The organism is Neptuniibacter sp. QD37_11 (assembly GCF_047778105.1).
Taxonomy (GTDB): domain Bacteria; phylum Pseudomonadota; class Gammaproteobacteria; order Pseudomonadales; family Balneatricaceae; genus Neptuniibacter.
This window is the reverse complement of the sequence record NZ_CP180554.1, coordinates 653853-669780: the sequence shown is the minus strand read 5'-3', so window position 1 is coordinate 669780 and position 15928 is coordinate 653853. Positions and strand designations below refer to the sequence as shown.

Here is a 15928-nt window from a genome sequence, read left to right as displayed (position 1 = left end):
ACCAACTAAAACGACATCGCTTTAAAGCAGGCAAAAGGCTTATTATCACCCAGTGCAACTAAACCAAACCATTCTACGTCTGAACCTTGTCGAGCGAGTACGTAAAGACTCTGATCAAGGAACACCATCACTGACTCAGTGCCTAAAGTGGCAAAGGTTTCACCCGAAGCTCGGCGGTATGACTCGATCAGATCGGGATCAGCCATACCCTGCTCTTCAAAGGCATAATAGCGCTCAGTGTACTGCTTAAAGGTTTCACCGGCTTCACAAGGTGCTTCAACCATTTTCTTGCCCACCTCTTTGAAGTAGGTATGCTGAATATGGGGTGAGGCCTGTGCGATCTGTGCTGACAGACTGATAAGCAGTACAAGCAGAGGGGTAAACAGTGTCTTCATTAGGGCAACTCCATTTGAGTATTAATGAGCAAAGAATATGGGGGTTAGTAGATCAGGGAGGGGGAGCCCTCCCTGACATGAATTACAGTCCGAGAATTTCTGCGACTTGATGCACCTGCTCTTCAGTGACAGGCTGCTTGCGAAAGGTGTTAAACCCTTCAGTAAAGAGAATCTCATTGCGAATAAACTCCTCAATCGCAACAAATAGCGCGCCATGATCCTCTTCATAAAGCTCAGTGTCCGACCACTTAATCTCAAGGTCATCTCGGCTAATGCCCTCATAACGCTCCACTCTTATGGTGCAGGTGACCGCTAGATGTTTAATGCTTGTAGCGGCATCAGGATGATCTGCACACGCAAGGATCAGCTCTATCACATAGGTCTCAAGGGACTCATCTTCATGGTGGGGGTACTCAGAGCCACTAACCTTTAGAAATTCCACATCCCCATTGCGCAACACCTGATACAGCGCCTCGCTATCAGAGCACACCGCATCAGAATCTGGATTGATGGCCATCATTGCCTGCTTAAAGTCTTCGCGCAAATTCTCAGCATCTCGCGCCTGAATAGCCTGACCTTGCTGGTAGCTAGCCATTTCAGCAAATTTTTTACAAACAGCAGCACTTAGCTCTGCAAAATCAGTATTATTTACTTGGGTGGTAGTCATCACTTTCTCCTCTCTCTCATTTTCTAAATATTATTATAATGATAAATGAAAACAAAACAAGCTTTTCCTAGCCTTGTTTGGTTCCGTAATATATGGATAATCAATGGTATAAGAATAATAATTGCAGGCTTAATCATGAACTCTTTAAATAAAGTACTTTTGGCTGCAATTGTGGCAGGCACAGTATTATCGGCGCATGCAGATTTCGAATACCGTGTTCCTATGGGTATGTCTTTCCAAGGCGGAACCGGAGGTTCAAGTGAGGGTAGTAGTGCAACAGTACGTGGTAGTTGCTTGGAGCACTTGAATGCCGGTGAAACCGACAGCGGTGTGTATCCAGTTAACCTAAACAGTGGTGAGACGTCCGTTTACTGCGACATGACCACGCAGGGTGGCGGCTGGATGCTATTAACGCACATCTACGACCAAGATAACCGGGATGATATCCCGGCAGCCTCTCCACAGAATGGCTGGGGTGATCAGGCAAACGGGCCAATCTCGGACACTTCATTTAACATTGCGTCTTCAGATACACCGAGCTACACGGAAGCGCGTTTCGAATGGCGCTACCCCTTGTACAACGAAGAGGTATGGCACTGGGTAGAGGTATTAAAATTCTCACTGGTTAATGAGCGCTTCAACTGGGTAAACGGTGCAAGTCATACTAATTTGTTGATTAACTTTAGTTATGGGTCTGGGGATGTCAGTGATGATTCGATGTTCAAGCTGGGTGCCTTGGGTCAATCAGGAACCGATCTGGTTTACTGGGATGATTTGGTATTAAAGGGGCTTCACTACTATGGGTATGGGAGTTTTGTGAATATGCATACATGGGCAACAGGTGCTGAGCTTCATAATCTGCCAGAGGGGCTGAATCGCTCTGTAGGGACAAATGGGGAAGCGGGCACCCGTGAATCAATCTGGAACATCTGGGTGCGTTGATGCAGAACCATAAGTCATGTCTTGAAATGAAAAAAGACGCATTGCCCTTGATTAATAGGGTCATAATATGACCCGATAATTTAATGTAAAAGGGTCAGATGTTTATAATTCAATCAATTGCAGATCCTGAACCTAGTTAATTGTCGAGTAGGGGCATAAATTCTGCATTCACCAGCTCTCGCCACTCAGAAAGAAGGCCGCTTTATATGCGGCCTTTCTTATGGGAGGGCGTTTTATGCTGACCGACGGGGAATGCGTGGCTTACAGCTCATAAGGTGTTTCGAACACACCGTTTTGGTGACGCACAACGCCGTCTAGTGCCAGTACAGAGCGAATCAGTGCGATGTCCCCCTCAGTTAGCCAATAGTCGAAACTAAACTCACGGCGCATCCAGTTAGCCAGATCAGTGTAGTAAAAGCGCTGTTTGCCGTGGGACTCAGAGAAGCGTTCCAAGATGGACTCAGGGCAGCGACAGCTATTCTCCCATGGTACGCCACACTGGCATACGGATGGGCTGACGAAGTGTGATTTAGCTTGGTTTTCTGCGGTCACCTGATACATAGCTTTTCCTCTCTCATCTCTTAATAAATATTATAATGATTTAAATAAAAAGAGCAATCTAAATACCGAATTGAGAGGGTAGGCTAAATAAAAAGAGGCCGCTAAGCGACCTCTGGATGTTCTGGGGTTGGATTAATCGTTGTTGTCCGGGATTAGTGCTTGACCCATGGAGCTTAGGTTGCCACGGAAGTCGATATCCGGAATCACACTTTGCGGCTTGAATGTGCGGCGGTAGTGGTAAACGTTCACCGGCAAATCATCCAACTGCTCCACCCAAACAGTGGTGTTTTGAGTTTTGGAGATCATATTATTACGCACGATATGCTCACCGGTCGATGTTTCACCCACCTTACAGATCACCGAGACTCGGGTGTCGTTGGTTTTGTCGTAATCGATGGAGCAAAGACCTTCAATCACATTCATCACGGTGTCTGTCCACGTGTTGTAGAATACAATACGGCGATTCACCTCAAAGTTGTCTGCAGCGGCCGCAACATTATCCTTAGCAATCTTTGCGTCCGTTTGGTTAAAGCAGCCTGTTACCGCTGAAGTCATTAGGGCAACCGCTAGAAAACCTGCAATCTTAGTGCGTTTCATTATGAAACCTCTCTCAATGGATAATTTGGGTATTTGGTTTGGTGTAGCACATGGCTACAGGGCTCCGGCCCGCCAGAAACGAACAGATCGGAGCCTTTCATTTAATCGTTAAGGTAGAGCTCAATATCGCCCCAGTGGTGGTGCAATTGGATAGCAATTTCCGCATGCGCACGCTGTTCAGGTGTTAGATCACCTTCGGTCATGCGCGCCACTTCAGACACTTTTTCCGTGTCGATGTAGTTATTCAGAACACCTTCAGCGGTCTCTTCATCAATGGATTGGCCAAACTCTTCATAGAGTACTTCCTGAACGTCTGACTTATCAATTTCATATACTGGCATGATAGGCACCTCTCTCTTAGCCTTAGGATTGTGTGGTAAAGCGGGGTAGCGCTAGGTCACTCCACCCATACCCATGCCTGAACGTAGGCACCTTCTTTAGATTCATCCGACAGGGAGATAAAGGCGTCATTATCAATCTCGATAGAGCCCTCATCCTTATACTGGTCACGCGCCACCTTAATCAGTTCCGCATGCTCATCTTGCTCTTGCTGCTCATCAGCCACCGTTTCAGCAGACGCTTCCAGCTTAGCAATGAGATCACCCGCACCTTCAACCTGTTGAGCATTTACTTTCAGGAACTCAAGTACTTCGTTATTTAAGCCATGCAGGGATAGCGCTCTGATATTGCCAATAGTGCGAATAGCGGACATAGTGTTTCCCTCTCTCATCTCTTAGTAATTATTATAATGATAATTTCAGTGTTTGCAAGTACTACAAAGCTTAATCTGAAATAAAAAAAGGCCATCTGAAGACAGCCTTTAGGTTATTCGTTTCGCGTAGCTCTAGGATTGATTCATCGCAGCACCAAACGATACAAAGTGATGATAGGCGCTTTCCATAAGGCCCACCAGCGCCTCCTGATCAACATCAGTAAGTTCGGAAGGAATGGTTAGGCTATCCAGATGCACGGACTTACCGGCAATCATGACCACAACCTCTTCAATCTGATTGGCTTCCTGAACCGCATTATAGATATCAACCTGAGCCTTTTGGGTTGATATGCCCTCAAAATCTTCATTGCCTTCAAGATCAAGAATTAGGTTGGGTGCATAGGCCTTGGCTAAGGTCATTAGTTTGTCATCATGCATAATTAGAGCCCCCTTACTTAATTAGGCCGAAATGTTTAGCCAGCGCTTCCACGTCATCGCGAGTTAAATCGATTTCAGGGGCTTCGCCATCTTCCGTGCACTCATCATGCTGGTAAAGGCAAAGATCATCTCCCTCATTGGGCATCAGGCTATTTAAAGACCAGCGTGTATCACTAAACGTGTGATCTACGATATCGGAAGTTTCAGCAGTTCGACCCATGATGCACCTCATTATCCATAATCCATAAAACGTGAGATCAAAACAGTGACCTATACCGGCAAGTTTATCTCTCATCTCTTAATAAATATTATAATGATAATTACAGTATTTGCAAGTACTTCATACTATTTATATGGAACCGTAGCGAATAGTTGGTGTAGGCCGAGAGGTGGGTATTTCGTTTCATGCTCTTATATAAGAGAACTATCTTTATTTTTCAGAGGGTTAACGTTGTTAATAACGATTAAAAAGGGCCTTTGTATGTCAAATTGATAAACCAAGGTTTTTTAAGGTGATTTTGGGGTCATTTCATGGGTCGAAATTTTGGGTGGAAGCTATAAGCACATACCCAACAACGAACAGCATGGATAATAATATTTCAAATTAATTAAGATGAAATTCTTTTAAATTAATAGGTTGGTGATGAAAAATCTCTTAGAAAGAGATTATGTCTTATATGGCTCATAAGATTGTGATCGGTTTTGTAAGGTTTGATGTTGTGGTTTGTAGATTTGATTTCGTTAGCCAGTCTTTGTGCTGGAGAGAGCTGACTGGTCGTTGATTTGTGGGTTACGTCATTGAGCAGGCATATTGTGGTGGTTGGTAGAAGCTATCTGGCAACGAGCAACACGGATAACAGGATTTCGAGCTAATTAAGCCACAATTTTTTTTAAATCAATAGGTTAGATGGTGATAATACCACAGAAAATACCTCTGTCTTATAATGCTATAAAACTATGATTGGTTTTGTAGCGTTTTGTGCTGTGGTCTGAAAGTTTGATTTTGTTAACCAGATTTGTGCTGGGGTAACCTGATGGAATGTGTGGGTTCGCTGGTGGTCGGTTTGGTTATGGGTTCAATCTGTGCGGTATAGTGAGATGAGATGGACTGTATCATAGGGTGTTATTAGATATTGCCTAATAGTTTCATTTAATTTTTTGTTTATTTTCAATTGTTTGCCATTGTTTTCTTTGTTGATAGAAAGCGGTCTCAATCAACAGGGTGCTTACTTGGCAACGTTCTCCGTTCAGATGCAGGCGGCTTTTATTAACGCTGGAAAGCGTATCTTTGATATTGACCAAGCCCTTACCGCTGAACTGGATGAGGCGCAGAACCATGATGCTAAAGTGGCTTCCTTAAAGCCTGAGGGCTGCTATCTGCACTTTGGTGATGTATGGCTAAATTCCTTTGCGGATTACGAAGGGGTCTTGGTTGAGAAGCTGCAGGACGCGGATGGCTCACCGATGCTAGGCCTATTTGTCATTCCCCAAGCGTGGGGTACCGATGAAATACATACGAGTGCACCGCCACGCGCGCTGTATTTGTTTCAGGGCGATGAAAGCAAAACCTTTGGCGATCTATGCGGGGCTAAAGGCGCAGCCTTAGATGAGCAGTCAGAAGCGGAGATCGGACAAGAGGATGCGAACAAGTTCATCTCTTTGGTTATGAATGCTTTGCTCTACCTTCAGGAGCACCCAGAAGCGCATGGGAGTGCTATGGAGCCTTCTGCTCAGAAGAGTATTGATAAGGCACGCTATGACATTCGATCCACCAAGGCGGAGGTTGATGAGCAGCTATTGCTTGATGCGGGCTATATTGAGGTTACGCATGTAAGCGCACCTTAGGCGGATGTGGTGCTATAGGTATTAAGAAACCCCGTTGCTAGGGGGCTTCGGGGTTTTATTCTCTTAGGGTGGGGTTGCAGGTCTGTTTATCCTCTTCTGCCTCCACTGCGGAAAATACAGTACTTATATGTACTTCCTTGAAATTAGATCCGCGTAACGAAAAAAGGCCAACCGGGAGTGACCTTTATCCTTGGAACTACGAAGTTAGGCAGCTTCTGCATCTTCTCGATTGAGTTCAATGCGCACAACGACACATTCGCGTGTATCACCTGACCAGCTAACCTTGCAGCCAATCTCTTGGCTAATGGCCTTGTCGGTCTCTTCTACCCACTTACTCAACTCTTTTTGCTCAACGTGGTGATCGAACATCAGGTACAGATCGTAGCCACCCTCACTGACATACAAGTCAGCCATGACAGCTTCTCCTTTGCGTTTCCAGCGGTCTTTTTGATTCTGCTCATCTCTAAGCGCTAAGGAGTCAGGTGCACTTTTTAGGGCTTTGCGTAGCGCTTTGCACGTTAACATTACACGCTGGCGAACATATTCACGTAGGGTTGCAGTAGTCATGGCGAGTTCCTCTCTCAAATCTCAGTGCTATGTGAATTATTATAAGGATTTATGCAGTATTATCAAGTACTGCATCATTTGTTGCATATTTTTTGAGGCAGGCTGGGTCAGAGTAGAGTGAATGCTATCTCGTGAGAAGCATAAATAGGGTGAATGGCACTAAAACCCTTTCAAATCAACAAGTAAGCTACGTATTTTTTTCATTAAATCATTCACTGTCTATACTGGTATATAACAGGTGCTTTTGAAGTGGTGTTTTAGCAGGGTGAGTTAGGGATGCTAAGGATAGCTAGAGTGCGGTATACTGCCTTAACTATCAATTTAAAGTTTATCGATTTCCTCTATTTAATGGGCCTATTAAGGCTGTCGGTAAAGAGGAGGTGTGGGGCAAGACATGTTTGAGAATTTAACGGAACGACTTACGCATACGCTACGTTCAGTCACGGGTCAGGCGAAACTGACAGAAGATAATATTAAGGGCACATTGCGTGAAGTGCGTATGGCGCTGCTTGAAGCAGACGTGGCGTTGCCTGTTGTTAAAGAGTTCGTAAACAGCGTTAAAGAGCGCGCGGTAGGTACCGAAGTAACCCAGAGTCTGACGCCGGGTCAGGTCTTTGTTAAGATCGTCAATGAAGAGCTGGTCAAGGTTATGGGTGAGGCGAATGAGCAGCTAAACCTAGCCGCTACGCCCCCTGCTGTTGTGATGATGGCCGGTCTTCAGGGAGCAGGTAAAACGACCTCTGTCGCTAAACTTGGTCGCCACCTGCGTGAGCGTGAAAAGAAAAAGGTTTTGGTTGTTTCTGCGGACGTCTATCGTCCAGCCGCTATAAAACAGCTAGAAACACTCGCGGGTGAAGTGCAGGTAGATTTCTTCCCATCAACGGCTGAACAAGATCCAGTTGATATCGCGAATGCTGCAATTGCCCATGCGCGTATCCAGCACCATGATGTTGTTCTTCTTGATACTGCAGGTCGTTTGCACGTCGATGAAGATATGATGGGTGAAATTAAACGTTTGCATGAAGCGGTTAATCCTATCGAAACCCTGTTCGTTGTTGATGCGATGACAGGTCAGGATGCGGCGAATACTGCCAAAGCGTTTAATGAAGTATTGCCGCTCACCGGTGTGGTTCTAACAAAAACAGATGGTGACGCCCGTGGTGGTGCTGCGCTTTCTGTGCGTCAAATTACCGGTAAGCCGATTAAGTTCTTGGGTGTAGGTGAAAAGGTCGATGCCTTAGAACCGTTCCACCCTGATCGTATTGCATCCCGTATCTTGGGTATGGGTGATGTCCTTTCTCTTATCGAAGAAGCTGAACAGAAGATCGATAAGCAGAAAGCTGAGAAGTTCGCTAAGAAGATCAAAAAAGGTAAAGGTTTTGATCTGGAAGATTTCCGCGATCAGATCTCGCAGATGAAGAATATGGGCGGCATGATGGGCATGCTGGATAAACTGCCGGGTATGGGGCAGTTAGCGCAAGCGGCCGATGCTGCTAAGGCTGAGAAGGGTATGCATCAGATGGAAGCGATCATTAACTCAATGACGCCGATGGAGCGTCGTAAACCTGATATTATTTCTGGCTCCCGCAAAAAGCGTATTGCGATGGGTTCGGGCACTCTGGTGCAGGATGTTAACCGCGTACTTAAGCAGCATAAGCAGATGTCAAAAATGATGAAAAAGTTCAGCGGCAAAGGCGGTATGGCGAAGATGATGCGCGGAATGGGTGGCATGGGAGGTATGGGCGGCTTACCTCGCCTGTAGCACGAATTAGGTTTATTGCCTTTAGTGTTATGAAGCAGCGCCGTTCAGGTGCTGCTATTGCCTTTTCATGGGGCATGGGGTTTAAAGGGCTGGGGATATACAGTTAAATACACGTCACCTAAAATCACCCCTAAATATTCATAATATCAATAGCTTATAATGGATTAGGTTATTAAAAACGGCTTGTGTGTTTGGAGTATAGTACCTAAGGTTTTTTAGCATCCGGTAAGGGTTGCGTTAATATTGCACGTTACCGACGAACTGTGCCTAATCAGTGGGGTAGGTGATCCCTGCCAAGAATAGGGTGGGGAAGCCCAACGCAAAGGGCAGTACTGGGCCTAATAGAGACCAAAAGAGGGCGTCGGATATCACCGATGTAAATTGCCCCAAGCTCCCGATCATGGCGAATACTACGGTAAAGAATACGCATGTCACAATGACAAAGGATTTAGTCAGGGCAAGGATAAATCGCTTTTGGTTCATGAGGCCTGTTCCGTCAACATGGGTTGATTAGGTAGATTTGTCCAACGAAGAGGGGTTTGCAGCCCACGGCAGCCTGCCACTTCGTAGTCGAGGTCACCATCATAGTAACGGCGTGCAACCCGGGTAATGCCATTGTCCAACATGACCAGTACCGGGAGACCATATTCCGGAATGTAATCCGCACATTCTTTCCACTCATGGAACGTGTCTAGTCCGATCCAGTGGGTTGGTTGTCTCAAGTCTTGGTACCCATCCACTTTGTAGTCGAAGTCACTGCTCTGGTGACGGCGCGCAGTACGCATCATGCCGTTTCCCAGTCTTACCAGTACTGGAAGGCCATGCTCTGGGATATCCGTCTCACAGCTATTCCATAGGCCGTAAGAGCCTAGGGTCTTCGGGTCTGCGGGATTATCCATGAGCTGCATCCTCTTTATTGGTTGTAGGTATGTAAAGAATAACGGTCATAATTACGATGTAAATCGGAAAAGCGAAGAGCGTTAACGGCCGTGCAAATAACCAAAAGTTGGGATCAATTACCGCCTTATAAACACCGGTGAAGCCACCCAGTCCAAACAGGGCAAGCATTAAGCAGAGCGATAAGGTCAAACAGGTTGCGATCAGGAATGATTTAATGAGCCGTTTGTAGTTCATGATTTGCAATCCCTTGTGTCTTTCTTGCCGTAGTAAATAAGGACAGTTGCGGCCACAATGCCCGCAAGGGTAACTAGCGCAGGCATAGGGTATGTTAGTCGCCAAAAATCAGGGCTAGTGTAAGCAGCATAAACGCCCGACCAGCCACTTAGTATTACGAGGCCTAATATTACAAAGATCACTAAGAATGACACGGTGACGGTCAAAAGTAGCTTAATGAAATATTTGTAATCCATACTGGCGCTTCCCTAGGCAGAATCTGACGGCTTAGCCACGGCATCTTCAAAATTAACCAGCAATCTGCGTGTCGACTCAGGGACTTGATCGGGTTCAAGTACCAAGAACTTACCTGCAGAATAATCACAAATACCGGTAATCTCGCCTTGTTTGATCTTGTCACCGACAGCGAAAGGAGGTTGGATATTGTTTTCTTCAAAATATTGTCTGCAGGCCTTTTCATGCTCGGTGCCTACAAAGTAATTCATATTATCCAGCTCGGAGATCATCTCGGCGTCGACATCCCAGCCACGGCGCTCAAGTGATTTTCCTAGCTCAAAGCCATCCATGCTGTAGAAATAGCAGTCAACAATGTCATCGACATTACCTTTGACTGCGTTGGCGACCTGCTTAGCAGCGGTCTGGATCATCTCTGGCGTGATTTTAGGTCTTTGTATATTCATGATGTCAGTTTTCACTTTTGCTTAATCTGAGGCTTTTGAGGCGCAGTGCTTTAGTACGCAATCCACAAATTCTTTGGAGAGGGGTCGAATTTCCACCTCATCCAAATTAAGTGTTCTTACAGGCTTAAAGCCGCAATGAACCTTTACGCGAAGCAGGTTTTCATCTACCACCAGCACTTCGAGGCAGTCACCCACATAGCTCTCGTCCTCACTATTGCGCCATTTAACAACCGTAATGAAGTCACTTTTTTTTACTTTAAGTGACTCTGCTAATTTCTGGGGATCTAATGTCATAATCGCTCCGATGATCTGAATCTTTATTTTAAGTTATAGGCATGCTGTAAACAGCACGCGGTTATTTCCAATTGGCGCTATTTAGCGAAGCCAAGAGCCCTTGCGACGAAGGTTACGCTACCCATTTACCTTGATCATAAAGGCCTGCTAAGCTGCAGGCCTTTATGAGGAACTATCCGATTACACGATTTGAGCAGATGCCCAGCGGCCCGCAAAATCATAATTGGTTTCACCGTTGTCATGCTCAATCGAGTAAGACTTCAGTTCGCCATTTAACAGACCTTGTGCAATTCCTTTCACGGCTTGCTGCTGGCCTTCATGCTCAAGGTGAGCGCGATACTCAGCAAGATTAACACCCATATAGTTGCACTCCCAGTTCAGGGAAACGCTATAGGTTTCACCATCAACCTCAACCTCGGTGCCAATGATAATTTCGGATAGACGATCCACGTCAGCCAACTGCGCATTGGCATCAAGGATGCTCTGGCAGATTTCGCGGTACGTGTCCTTATCATCGGAGTACGAAACATACTCGTTGTCTGAATTGTGAACGAAAACGTAATCGGAATTTAACGTTTTCAGATAATCCACATCAGAATCCATAAGAGCGTAATCGCTGTTACGACCGGATCGGATCGCATCACTCATCATTAGGTGAATATTCTTGATCAGGCCTTCACGGTTAGTCCAACGATAAGGCACCATCTCGGTCTGGAAAACTTCTTCACTGATGACTACATCATTGATAGTGATGTAGCCGTTATCCAGCATAACAATAACGTAGTTTACAGCCATTTCAGAAGGGGTCTGCGCGGAAGTGTTGGTCATCTCTCAATCCTCTCTCATTTCTTAATAAATATTATAATAATATTTATAGAAATAGCAAGAATAAACAAAGGTGTACGGATTAATGATTATCCACACTATGGTCACCTTGGCGGTGTGAGTTCGTGCTCATTTGGCGACCAATGTTTCTCTAAGTCGTTTAAAGTCCTGAATCCAGCCTTTGGCATCGGCTATGACCCTTCGTGAGTCTGCGTCATCTAAATGGCTATGGGCTTCAATGAGCGCCTGCTGATCGCGAATCGCGCAACGCACCATATTTTGGATTGCAGCGTCTCTTGAACCTGACTTGTAAGTCGCCATTCCCATACTCCTAGCATCTAGTAAGGCTTACACCTTGCGTTTCATTGTGTTCTCTACGGCCTTGATACCTCTGCGTGCTTCACTTGCCAACAGGTTGTCTGGCGCCAGCGATTCTACAGAGTGTGCACAATCAGCAAGGTAGTTAACCTCTTTCTCCGTAAGTACAAAGAAATCAACCTGTTTAATATCAGTATTGCCATGTGTCTTAACATGGCGTTTGAGAGCGTTATTGACTGCCTTTAGCCCCAGTCGTGATTCACGCGCCAGATCCTCAGCATTCGCGACAGCCTCTATCGTTCTGGCACACTCCAAGAGGTCATCTAATTCGCTTGGTCTCATCTTGTAGTATTGTGTGGGCATATGCACTACCTGAGGCTTAATTGAAATCACCTATCGCAACAAGGCTTAATCAGTTGCAGAAGCGAGGGGCGCGAAGTCCTTGTCGGTCACAACTCCTTTCTTCTTAAGTATCTTCAAGACACTTGAACCTAAGTGGCCACAATAGTTCTCGCTGAAGCCATTAGGGAATTCAATCCGAACCCCGCCATGCTGATCATAGGTAATCTTAGCATCAGCGTGATGTTTCATCGCAACAGCCTGACCTAATGCGAAATAAACATCTTTTAGATTGGCAATGTAGAGAGCCAGTGCGATTGCGAAGATAATGCCCAGTGAAATATATAACCCTGTCATGACTGTACTTACCTATTAGTTAGAAGTTGCTGTGAATGATTCTGTATCCAGAGGCGCAGTTTACACTGCACAGTGCTCGCCTTCACCTCGAAGGTTTAGCTCAAGGTGAATATCTTCATAATGAAAGGGTAGCGGACTATTGCATTCATCATCCATGTATTTATCCCATTCATCCCAGAGACGCTTAAGCTGGTCGGTGCTGCACTGCTTGATGGAATCTCCGACTTGGAACTTGGATTGCTCTGGCATGGGGTAGTCTCCTGCTTTAGATGCGCGTCATCTTTGCGCGCTTCCAATGGGGTGAAATCTGTATCACAGCGGTAGCACGTCATAGCATCAAAGTCGGATCGAATGTGACGGTGTAGCGCGCCACAATCAGGGCATCCGATCTGCAGATACTGATCTTTAACTTCTAACGGCATATTCAGTACCTGCGTGGTTTAGACGGATTTTGGAAGTCGACTGATATCAGACTCAGGGATTTTGAGGCCGTATTTCTTGCCCCATGCTCTGAGCTTGGACTGCGTATAGATCTCGCCGTTGCGATAGTAGGTGCGCAGGTCAGCCTTCTTAATCAACCGGCTCCACTGGGTAGTGGTTTTAGCCGAACAGGTACCGTCTTCATATTCATGAATCTGATAGGATGCTTCGGTTTTGGTTTTCTGACCTACGTACATAAATTGCACATTGCTCTCTCAAATCAACATTATTAATTATAATGAAAATAAAAAAACAAGCAAGGATTAATGGGTCTTTAACCGTTAAAATCAAACACGATCAAATAGGTACCAAATGGGATCGCGAGTGTGCCGTAGTAGCCATGTTCGTCATCCCCGTGTTGTACAACATATTCATACTCAACTTCATGGTAGCCGGACTCTTGCTTGGTGAAGTGGGTCAGATCAAAGGAGTCAAAGGGCACCATTTTGGGAAAGCCAGTGTGAATAGCGCCTAAGTCGGCCTGTATGTCGTTAATGAGCGTTGCTAAGCAATCAACATCGCTTGGGGAGGTGTTGTCAGTGACGTGTGCAGTATTCGTCATAGTAAATCCAATGTAGGTAAGGTGTATTAAGTTACGTGTTCCATGAGTGCTCAGGCTCTGCATCCCAGCGGCAGAAATCGATAAAGCTTTCGAAGCCATCGCCGTAGGTTAAATAGCGCTTATAGCGCTCTTGGGATCGTGTCAGTGGGCGGATGGTACCCATGTCGAGGTATTCAACTTCCCACGTTGGATGGCAGCGGCTGATGACCCCGGGTTTGTCTGAATCAAAGTTGACGCCAATATAGTGCCCGCAGTCCTCAGCAATAATGCCCGGCTGACCGTCTACGTTGACTATGCGGCCGATGCAGGCCGGTACCTGATAGGCTTCAACAATGTATTCAAATGACATAAGCGCCTCCCTTGCTGGTGGTATTAGCCATAGACCCAGACCTCCTGACTGCCTTTGCCTGAGGCGCCGGTGTACCAACATAGCTCCCCTTGCATCTCTTCCACATATTCAGGGGCAAAACCATAACGTGCACGACTGGTTTCAAGGTCTTCAGGGGAGAGGGGTTCATCAATCTCGCCTGCCTCCATGAGCGCCTCTGAGAGGAGGGTAGCGGCTTCTGCCTTAGGGATTTTGCCACTGAGTACCCAACGGCCGTCAGAGAAGCACTGAGGCTGGGCGAAGAATTCATCAAACTTACTCATAATCTCTACCAGCCCAACGCTTCAATTAGGCGGAATTTATGCACTTCTGAGCCACAAATGTAATTAGGCGCGACCTCTTTGACATAATCGTAAAGGGTACCGGCCTGTTCGTGTTTAGACAGTAACTTCAGACCCGCTTCACGACCCATATTGGTCAGGACATCTAAATTGGAGGCCGGAATAACGATATGGTCAAACTGAGGGTTTAAATCTGGGTTTGTTGTGTTCTCTCTCATACTGCCTGTCCCTTTGTTATCATTTAAGTCTTGAGTTATTTTCTGCATAGATCATGAAGCCAGCCCCGATAATAGCGAGTGCGACCATGCCGAATAGGAGCCACTCTCCCGGAATAATTGATGCTACTTTATCCATTAAAAAGGCCTCTTAAAGATGGACTGGTACCATGACGGGGTATCTCGTGGCTCTACCCCGGCCTCAATAAGCTCAGAATGGGTTTTGAGCATCTTTCTGCGTACCACCAGTAGACCAAGACAATAAACAAAGATCGCGGTTCCTGCGACGATGCAGGCTAGATAGGCATAGATCATCATGGTTACCTGATCCTCATGCACATAATGGTGCTGCTACCATTAACAAAATGCATTACTTTCTGGACAATATACACCCGGATGCCTAAGCCTTCAGGATTCTGCATGTAAACTTCATCCCCTTTGCTAACGGGATTTTTGAAGGAGACCGGACGTCGCACCTCGTCGTCACTTTTCATTAAATAGTTGTACATGGCTACAGCTCCCTAAGTCTTTGATTCGTGTCGTCTGTTCAGGCATAGTTATTTTCCTATCAGCGACGCGAAGCAACACGAATGTTTTCATAGGTGTCGAAGGCACGGACACGGGCAGGCCCAATATCGCATTCACAGGCATAGGCATGCCATGCTTGTTCTGCATCGGTCAGCTTGGCGTGCGCATCATTTTTCAAGGCTTCAAGCTTTTCCTCGCCTGATGGCTCTGCAGGCTGTGCTTGTTCCGATAGCTCTGCAAGCAATGCGGATGGGTCAACACCAAAGTGATCAGCCGCTCTCTGGTAGATTTCCTTGATGGTATCCCAGCCCACGGGTACTCGGTAAGTGAATGTTCCGTGCCCGGAGCACACCTCGCAATCTTCATCATCACCGTCGCACGCGGTGCATTCGAGTTTCACGACTTCTTGAAACTCGCCGATCATGAGGTGTTTTCCACCATTCTCGGCCGTGAGTGCGCGAGGCATTAGTAGGTTGTCACCAGCGTTCGGTTCTGTTGTTTTGGTGTTAGTGCTCATCGGACTGGAGAACCTCCCCTTGAAACTTCAGGAATAGTGATGCTGAGCGTTGTAAGGTCACTCTCGCTCGAATTTACCATACCAACGCGATACTCATTCTTCACCAGAACCTCTTGGATTTTGTATGAAATCTCTTTGGGAACCTCTACGGGGCCGATGCTGTCTTTTTTGTCGATAGCTGCCTGAAACAATTTTTCTTCAATCTGATCCAGAATATCTGGAACGGTTTTTAAAATGCTTGCGGGTATCATGCTTTAGAGTCCTTCACACACCATGAAGCGTGCGAATAGGGTTAATGGGTTAAAACGTGTTCTTCAAGACACGCAGGCTCTTAGAAGTAATGGTCTTTGCCGTTCACTTTTAGTTCGCAGATCTCAAATTCAGCGCCTGTATCTACGGCCTTGTCCGGGTCAAGATTGCACTGAAGGTTTTCGTAATTGAAATCCTCCATTTCATCATCCGGCCAATCAATAACTTGTTTCTTGCGTGTAAGGTATTCGACAGTTACTTTTGCCATGGGAGCT

Annotated in this window: 29 protein-coding genes; 3 read left to right on the top strand and 26 right to left on the bottom strand. The window is 46.1% G+C overall.

Annotated features, from left to right (window positions below; genetic code table 11):
* Positions 1-5 precede the first annotated feature (5 nt).
* Positions 6-395, bottom strand: coding sequence for a hypothetical protein (locus ACMXYT_RS21775; RefSeq protein WP_415912509.1), 390 nt, complete (start codon positions 393-395; stop codon positions 6-8).
* Between the two features lie 82 nt (positions 396-477).
* On the bottom strand, positions 478-1062 hold the full coding sequence (locus ACMXYT_RS21770; protein WP_415912508.1) for a hypothetical protein: 585 nt from the start codon (positions 1060-1062) through the stop codon (positions 478-480).
* 135 nt (positions 1063-1197) lie between these two features.
* On the opposite strand from ACMXYT_RS21770, the gene ACMXYT_RS21765 reads away from it, so the two are divergent.
* Positions 1198-2004, top strand: a complete 807-nt coding sequence (locus tag ACMXYT_RS21765) for a fibrinogen-like YCDxxxxGGGW domain-containing protein (RefSeq protein ID WP_415912507.1) — start codon at positions 1198-1200, stop codon at positions 2002-2004.
* Between the two features lie 261 nt (positions 2005-2265).
* Here ACMXYT_RS21765 and ACMXYT_RS21760 read toward each other — a convergent pair whose 3' ends face one another.
* From ACMXYT_RS21760 to ACMXYT_RS21735, 6 genes are all read right to left on the bottom strand, one after another.
* Positions 2266-2565 carry a hypothetical protein gene (locus tag ACMXYT_RS21760; protein WP_415912506.1) on the bottom strand — a complete coding sequence of 100 codons (300 nt, stop codon included), beginning with the start codon at positions 2563-2565 and terminating at the stop codon, positions 2266-2268.
* A 132-nt stretch (positions 2566-2697) separates the two neighbouring features.
* Positions 2698-3162, bottom strand: coding sequence for a hypothetical protein (locus tag ACMXYT_RS21755; RefSeq protein ID WP_415912505.1), 465 nt, complete (start codon positions 3160-3162; stop codon positions 2698-2700).
* 101 nt (positions 3163-3263) lie between these two features.
* On the bottom strand, positions 3264-3503 hold the full coding sequence (locus tag ACMXYT_RS21750) for a hypothetical protein (protein WP_415912504.1): 240 nt from the start codon (positions 3501-3503) through the stop codon (positions 3264-3266).
* Between the two features lie 56 nt (positions 3504-3559).
* On the bottom strand, positions 3560-3874 hold the full coding sequence (locus tag ACMXYT_RS21745) for a hypothetical protein (RefSeq protein WP_415912503.1): 315 nt from the start codon (positions 3872-3874) through the stop codon (positions 3560-3562).
* Positions 3875-4006: 132 nt separating this feature from the next.
* Positions 4007-4312: a hypothetical protein gene (locus ACMXYT_RS21740; protein WP_415912502.1), complete on the bottom strand. Its 306-nt coding sequence runs from the start codon at positions 4310-4312 to the stop codon at positions 4007-4009.
* Positions 4313-4325: 13 nt separating this feature from the next.
* Positions 4326-4532 (bottom strand): hypothetical protein, encoded by a 207-nt coding sequence (locus ACMXYT_RS21735; protein WP_415912501.1) that lies wholly within the window; start codon positions 4530-4532, stop codon positions 4326-4328.
* Positions 4533-5542: 1010 nt separating this feature from the next.
* Here ACMXYT_RS21735 and ACMXYT_RS21730 point away from each other — a divergent pair.
* A complete protein-coding gene (locus tag ACMXYT_RS21730) occupies positions 5543-6157 on the top strand; it encodes a hypothetical protein (protein ID WP_415912500.1) in 615 nt (204 codons plus the stop codon).
* 204 nt (positions 6158-6361) lie between these two features.
* Here the strand turns inward: ACMXYT_RS21730 and ACMXYT_RS21725 are convergent, their stop codons facing one another.
* Positions 6362-6724 carry a hypothetical protein gene (locus ACMXYT_RS21725; RefSeq protein WP_415912499.1) on the bottom strand — a complete coding sequence of 121 codons (363 nt, stop codon included), beginning with the start codon at positions 6722-6724 and terminating at the stop codon, positions 6362-6364.
* 394 nt (positions 6725-7118) lie between these two features.
* Here ACMXYT_RS21725 and ffh point away from each other — a divergent pair, with 394 nt between their 5' ends.
* On the top strand, positions 7119-8486 hold the full coding sequence (ffh, locus tag ACMXYT_RS21720; protein WP_415912498.1) for a signal recognition particle protein: 1368 nt from the start codon (positions 7119-7121) through the stop codon (positions 8484-8486).
* A 479-nt stretch (positions 8487-8965) separates the two neighbouring features.
* Here ffh and ACMXYT_RS21715 read toward each other — a convergent pair whose 3' ends face one another.
* From ACMXYT_RS21715 to ACMXYT_RS21635, 17 genes are all read right to left on the bottom strand, one after another.
* Positions 8966-9385, bottom strand: a complete 420-nt coding sequence (locus ACMXYT_RS21715) for a hypothetical protein (RefSeq protein WP_415912497.1) — start codon at positions 9383-9385, stop codon at positions 8966-8968.
* Positions 9378-9620 carry a hypothetical protein gene (locus tag ACMXYT_RS21710; RefSeq protein ID WP_415912496.1) on the bottom strand — a complete coding sequence of 81 codons (243 nt, stop codon included), beginning with the start codon at positions 9618-9620 and terminating at the stop codon, positions 9378-9380. Before ACMXYT_RS21710 ends, ACMXYT_RS21715 begins: the two co-directional genes overlap by 8 nt.
* Before the next feature lie 248 nt (positions 9621-9868).
* Positions 9869-10300, bottom strand: a complete 432-nt coding sequence (locus tag ACMXYT_RS21705; RefSeq protein WP_415912495.1) for a hypothetical protein — start codon at positions 10298-10300, stop codon at positions 9869-9871.
* 21 nt (positions 10301-10321) lie between these two features.
* Complete coding sequence (locus ACMXYT_RS21700) at positions 10322-10594, bottom strand: hypothetical protein (RefSeq protein ID WP_415912494.1); 273 nt, start codon at positions 10592-10594, stop codon at positions 10322-10324.
* Positions 10595-10774: 180 nt separating this feature from the next.
* Entirely contained in the window at positions 10775-11422 is a 648-nt protein-coding gene (locus ACMXYT_RS21695; protein WP_415912493.1) for a hypothetical protein, read from the bottom strand.
* Positions 11423-11548: 126 nt separating this feature from the next.
* A complete protein-coding gene (locus ACMXYT_RS21690) occupies positions 11549-11740 on the bottom strand; it encodes a hypothetical protein (protein ID WP_415912492.1) in 192 nt (63 codons plus the stop codon).
* 27 nt (positions 11741-11767) lie between these two features.
* The gene (locus ACMXYT_RS21685; protein WP_415912491.1) at positions 11768-12100 is read right to left on the bottom strand and encodes a hypothetical protein; all 333 of its coding nucleotides are present in this window, start codon (positions 12098-12100) and stop codon (positions 11768-11770) included.
* Positions 12101-12145: 45 nt separating this feature from the next.
* Positions 12146-12433, bottom strand: coding sequence for a hypothetical protein (locus ACMXYT_RS21680; protein ID WP_415912490.1), 288 nt, complete (start codon positions 12431-12433; stop codon positions 12146-12148).
* A gap of 60 nt (positions 12434-12493) precedes the next feature.
* Positions 12494-12682: a hypothetical protein gene (locus tag ACMXYT_RS21675; RefSeq protein WP_415912489.1), complete on the bottom strand. Its 189-nt coding sequence runs from the start codon at positions 12680-12682 to the stop codon at positions 12494-12496.
* A 191-nt stretch (positions 12683-12873) separates the two neighbouring features.
* Positions 12874-13119, bottom strand: coding sequence for a hypothetical protein (locus tag ACMXYT_RS21670; RefSeq protein ID WP_415912488.1), 246 nt, complete (start codon positions 13117-13119; stop codon positions 12874-12876).
* Positions 13120-13187: 68 nt separating this feature from the next.
* Positions 13188-13475 carry a hypothetical protein gene (locus tag ACMXYT_RS21665; RefSeq protein WP_415912487.1) on the bottom strand — a complete coding sequence of 96 codons (288 nt, stop codon included), beginning with the start codon at positions 13473-13475 and terminating at the stop codon, positions 13188-13190.
* 31 nt (positions 13476-13506) lie between these two features.
* On the bottom strand, positions 13507-13905 hold the full coding sequence (locus ACMXYT_RS21660; protein WP_415912486.1) for a hypothetical protein: 399 nt from the start codon (positions 13903-13905) through the stop codon (positions 13507-13509).
* Complete coding sequence (locus tag ACMXYT_RS21655; RefSeq protein WP_415912485.1) at positions 13848-14126, bottom strand: hypothetical protein; 279 nt, start codon at positions 14124-14126, stop codon at positions 13848-13850. The genes ACMXYT_RS21660 and ACMXYT_RS21655 overlap by 58 nt, the downstream gene beginning before the upstream one ends.
* A 5-nt stretch (positions 14127-14131) precedes the next feature.
* Entirely contained in the window at positions 14132-14362 is a 231-nt protein-coding gene (locus ACMXYT_RS21650; RefSeq protein ID WP_415912484.1) for a hypothetical protein, read from the bottom strand.
* A gap of 565 nt (positions 14363-14927) precedes the next feature.
* Positions 14928-15404 carry a hypothetical protein gene (locus ACMXYT_RS21645; RefSeq protein WP_415912483.1) on the bottom strand — a complete coding sequence of 159 codons (477 nt, stop codon included), beginning with the start codon at positions 15402-15404 and terminating at the stop codon, positions 14928-14930.
* Positions 15401-15655 carry a hypothetical protein gene (locus ACMXYT_RS21640; RefSeq protein WP_415912482.1) on the bottom strand — a complete coding sequence of 85 codons (255 nt, stop codon included), beginning with the start codon at positions 15653-15655 and terminating at the stop codon, positions 15401-15403. Before ACMXYT_RS21640 ends, ACMXYT_RS21645 begins: the two co-directional genes overlap by 4 nt.
* A gap of 80 nt (positions 15656-15735) precedes the next feature.
* A complete protein-coding gene (locus tag ACMXYT_RS21635) occupies positions 15736-15921 on the bottom strand; it encodes a hypothetical protein (RefSeq protein WP_415912481.1) in 186 nt (61 codons plus the stop codon).
* Positions 15922-15928 lie beyond the last annotated feature (7 nt).